This is a genomic window from Oscillibacter sp. KLE 1728 (assembly GCF_934833455.1).
In the GTDB taxonomy this organism is placed as follows: Bacteria; Bacillota; Clostridia; order Oscillospirales; family Oscillospiraceae; genus Oscillibacter; species Oscillibacter welbionis.
The window spans coordinates 25236-29154 of record NZ_CAKVVF010000021.1; the positions used below are offsets into that span (position 1 = coordinate 25236).

Here is a 3919-nt window from a genome sequence, read left to right on the forward strand (position 1 = left end):
CCGATATAATGATTCCGCAATTCTAAGTAGCCGGGTTCAGAATGCGACTGCCCGGTGAACAATGGAGGAAAAAAGAATGAGAGGCGTACACAGCGCGGTGGATGAGATCCGCCGCAATGTCTTCACCGAAGTGGCCCGCCTGGCCTATGAGGGCGGGGATTTGAAGCGGGTGGACATGATCCCCTACACCATCGTTCCCGGAGAGGTGGCCCGCCACCGCCACGACGTGTTTCTGGAGCGGGCCATTGTCCAGGAGCGGGTGCGGCTGGCCCTTGGCATGAGCCTGCAGCCCGCTGGCGAGCAGACGCCCGTCAGCGCCGGTATCCAGGAGGCGGCCGCGGCCGACGACAAATATTTTGAGGAGCCCCTGGTCAATATCATCTCCTTTGCCTGCAATGCCTGCCCCCCCAAGCAGATCCGGATTACGGACAGCTGCCAGGGCTGCCTGTCCCATCCCTGCATGAATGTGTGCCCCAAGGATGCCATTTATCTGGACAAGGACAAGCATTGCCACATTGACCAGGACAAGTGCATCAAATGCGGCCGGTGCTTCAACCAGTGCCCCTACCACGCCATCAGCAAGATTGAGCGCCCCTGCGCCGCAGCCTGCGGCATGGACGCCATCGAATCCGACGAGCTGGGCCGGGCCAAGATCAACTACGACAAGTGCGTCTCCTGCGGCATGTGCCTGGTGAACTGCCCCTTTGCCGCCATCGCGGACAAGAGCCAGATCTTCCAGGTCATCAACGCCATGAACCGCGGATCCAAGGTCATCGCCTGCGTGGCCCCCGCCTTTGTGGGCCAGTTCGGCAAGGCCGCCACGCCTGCCAAGCTGAAGGCCGCCATGCGGATCCTGGGCTTTGACGATGTGGTGGAGGTGGCCATCGGCGCGGACCTGTGCACCGTGGAGGAGGCCAAGGATTTCCTGGCGGAGGTGCCGGAGAAGCTGCCCTTCATGGGCACCAGCTGCTGCCCCGCCTGGTCCGTCATGGCCAAGAAGCTGTTCCCGGAGTTCAAGGACTGCATCTCCATGGCCCTCACCCCCATGGTGATCACCGCCCGCATGGTGAAGAAGGACCATCCGGATGCCCGGATCTGCTTCATTGGGCCCTGCGCAGCCAAGAAGCTGGAGGCCAACCGGAAATCTGTCCGGTCGGATGTGGACTACGTGCTGACCTTTGAGGAGCTGCAGGGCATGTTCGATGCCAAGAACATCGACTTCACCACCCTGGAGGCGGACCCGGAGGACGGCCTGAACGAGGGCACCTCCATGGGCCGCGGCTTCGCGGTGGGCGGCGGCGTGGCCGCGGCCGTGGTAGAGGCCATCAAGCACATCGACCCCACCCGGGAGGTACAGATCGAGTACGGCGACGGCCTGCGGGAGTGCAAGAAGATGCTGATGATGGCCAAGGCCGGAAAGCGCAACGGCTATCTGCTGGAGGGCATGGGCTGCCCCGGCGGCTGCGTGGCCGGCGCCGGCACCATCACCCCCGTGCGGGAGAGCACCCTGAATGTTGAGAAGTTCAAGAAGGAGGCCGCGGAGGTCAGCAGCACCGCCAGCCCCTATGTGGACCGTCTGAAAGACGTGGAGGAATAACCGCTAAAGCAAGAAAGCGGGCCACCCAAAAGGGTGGCCCGCTTTGTGCGTTTTCCGGAAAAGCTGTGGTTCTGCTTACATTTGGTACAGAAGAACCATCAGCGGCATGGTCCCGATACAGAGAAGCGTGGTGATTACATTAATGGCGCCGGCGTAGTCTCCTTCATGACCGTAAACTTGAGCGATCTGAGTGACGTTAGCCGCCGCAGGGGCACTTGCTGCCAGCAGGCTGATCATCAGGATGGACTGGCCATCCGGCACCAGGGCCGCAAGGCCAGAGTATTTGAAAATACACAGGACCACCAGCGGCAGGGCGATCAGCCGCAGGAAGGCCACCTTCCAGATGCTGCGGATGCGCAGGACCGCCAGCAGGTTCTGCTCTCCCATGAGCATGCCGGCGACAAACATGCTGAGGGGGCCGATGGTGGAGGCAATGGACTTCATGGTACCGGCGATTACCGTAGGCAGGGGCAGGTTCAGCAGAAACAGCAGCACACCCACAAACACGGAAATGATGTTGACATTCAGGAGAATTTTTTTCAGCGAGACATTCCGGTCACCACTCAGAATAATCCGGCAGTGACTCCACATGGGAAACTGCTGCACCAACTGAAACATGCTGCAATAGATGACCCACTCCGGCCCCAGGACCGCAGTCACCAGGGGGATGATGAGGTTACCGGAATTGGTGTAAATCAGGGAGGCCTGTTCCACCGGCGTCAGACGCAGGGGGCGGTGCAGTAAGGCCGTGGCAATGAAAAACAGAGCGTGGATGCCAATGGCGGCCCCGAGGGAGAGGGCCAGACCCTGAAGCAGCTCCGGCGTACGCTGGAGCTGGAAGGCGTTGATGATGACGCAGGGAGTGACCAGATACAGACAGACTTTGGACAGAACCCGGCTGTCCTCCGGCTTCAGCAGATGCAGGCGGACCAGGAGCCAGCCCAGGACGATACACAGAAAAAGCTGTACGATCTGTTCAAGCAGCATCAATACCATGAAAACGTTCCTCCATCCACACACAGGTGCGAGTTTAATCGTACCACGCCAAAAGAGGAAAAACAACCAGAAAGTTTATATAGCGTAAAAAAACTGGGACTGCAGTAAAAAGGCTCCCCCATCCAGCGGATGGGGGAGCCTTTGTTCAGTCACGGTCTGCCTCAGTCGGTGACGTAGGGCAGCAGGGCGATCTGCCGGGCGCGCTTGATGGCCTCGGTCAGCTGACGCTGATGCATGGCGCAGGTGCCGGTGGTCCGGCGGGGCAGGATCTTGGAACGCTCAGAGACAAAGCGGCGCAGCTTGGCGGCGTCTTTGTAATCGATATACTCGCATTTGTCCGCGCAGAACTGGCAGACCTTGCGGCGCTTGCCGCGGTTGGGGCGAGCGGGTCTCGCTTCACGATCAAAAGCCATGAAATGGTTCCTCCTTTATCAAAAGTCAGAACGGCAGTTCGCCGTCCTCTTCGCCGATCTCGGCGAAATCGGATTGTCCGCCCATCGGTGCGGCGTTGCGGCCGCCCATGGGGGCGCTGTAAGAAGCGGGTGCGCCGCCGAAATCGCCGGCGCCGTCCCGTTTGGAATCCCCGAAGTAGACATTGTCGGCGACGATCTCGGCGCTTCTGCGCTTGCCGCCGTCCTTGTCCGTCCAATCGCGGATCTGCAGCCGGCCCTCCACCACGGCCATGCGGCCCTTGGTGAAGTATTTGCTGACAAACTCCGCGGTGCTGCGCCAGGCCACCACGTCGATAAAATCGGTCTCCTTTTCGCCGCTCTGGGACTTAAAGTCCCGGTCCACAGCCAGGGAGAAGGACGTGACGGCGGTGCCGCTTCCGGTGCGGCGCAGCTCGGGGTCCCGGGTCAGACGACCCATGATGATGATCTTGTTGAGCATATCAATGCCCCCTTACTCGCCCTTGCAGACGATCAGGGAACGCATGATGCCGTCCGTGATCCGCAGAACACGGTCCAGCTCCTTCGGGAAAGAAGGCTCGCTGGTGAAGGTCATCAGGACGTAATAACCCTCGGTCTTGTAGTTGATGGGATAAGCCAGCTTGCGGCTGCCCCACTCTTCCACTTCCACAGCGGAACCATTCTGCTCAGCCAGGGTCTTGAACTTGGCCACCAGCGCGGCGGTGTTCTCCTCACCCTGTGCAGGGTCGATGATATACACGACCTCATAATTGGCAGAAACCTTTGCCATATTTGCACCTCCTTCTGGACAAATGGCCCCCATTCGGGATGGGAGCAAGGATATGCCTGCAGACTGCAAGCCATATTATTATATCGGAATTTCTGGAAATGTCAAGGAATTTTTCTCCCGGCTCTA

At 59.8% G+C, this 3919-nt stretch carries 5 protein-coding genes; 1 reads left to right on the forward strand and 4 read right to left on the reverse strand.

Translation table 11 applies throughout. The features are described 5' to 3' along the window. Nucleotides 1-76 precede the first annotated feature (76 nt). Nucleotides 77-1597, forward strand: coding sequence for a 4Fe-4S dicluster domain-containing protein (locus QVE23_RS03885; protein ID WP_025544710.1), 1521 nt, complete (start codon nt 77-79; stop codon nt 1595-1597). 75 nt (nt 1598-1672) lie between these two features. Here QVE23_RS03885 and QVE23_RS03890 read toward each other — a convergent pair whose 3' ends face one another. The 4 genes from QVE23_RS03890 to rpsF form a co-directional block, all read right to left on the reverse strand. After that, on the reverse strand, nt 1673-2593 hold the full coding sequence (locus QVE23_RS03890) for an AEC family transporter (RefSeq protein ID WP_021751116.1): 921 nt from the start codon (nt 2591-2593) through the stop codon (nt 1673-1675). Between the two features lie 161 nt (nt 2594-2754). Next, complete coding sequence (gene rpsR / locus QVE23_RS03895; RefSeq protein ID WP_021751115.1) at nt 2755-3006, reverse strand: 30S ribosomal protein S18; 252 nt, start codon at nt 3004-3006, stop codon at nt 2755-2757. A 25-nt stretch (nt 3007-3031) separates the two neighbouring features. After that, nucleotides 3032-3484: a single-stranded DNA-binding protein gene (locus QVE23_RS03900; RefSeq protein ID WP_021751114.1), complete on the reverse strand. Its 453-nt coding sequence runs from the start codon at nt 3482-3484 to the stop codon at nt 3032-3034. 12 nt (nt 3485-3496) lie between these two features. Next, nucleotides 3497-3793 carry a 30S ribosomal protein S6 gene (rpsF, locus tag QVE23_RS03905; RefSeq protein ID WP_021751113.1) on the reverse strand — a complete coding sequence of 99 codons (297 nt, stop codon included), beginning with the start codon at nt 3791-3793 and terminating at the stop codon, nt 3497-3499. Nucleotides 3794-3919: the final 126 nt, after the last annotated feature.

Coding starts and splice junctions, on each gene's coding strand:
- QVE23_RS03900 (WP_021751114.1), bottom strand. CDS start 3,484: ATGCTCAACAAGATCATCATCATGGGTCGTCTGACCCGGGACCCCGAG.
- rpsR (WP_021751115.1), bottom strand. CDS start 3,006: ATGGCTTTTGATCGTGAAGCGAGACCCGCTCGCCCCAACCGCGGCAAG.
- QVE23_RS03890 (WP_021751116.1), bottom strand. CDS start 2,593: ATGGTATTGATGCTGCTTGAACAGATCGTACAGCTTTTTCTGTGTATC.
- rpsF (WP_021751113.1), bottom strand. CDS start 3,793: ATGGCAAAGGTTTCTGCCAATTATGAGGTCGTGTATATCATCGACCCT.
- QVE23_RS03885 (WP_025544710.1), top strand. CDS start 77: ATGAGAGGCGTACACAGCGCGGTGGATGAGATCCGCCGCAATGTCTTC.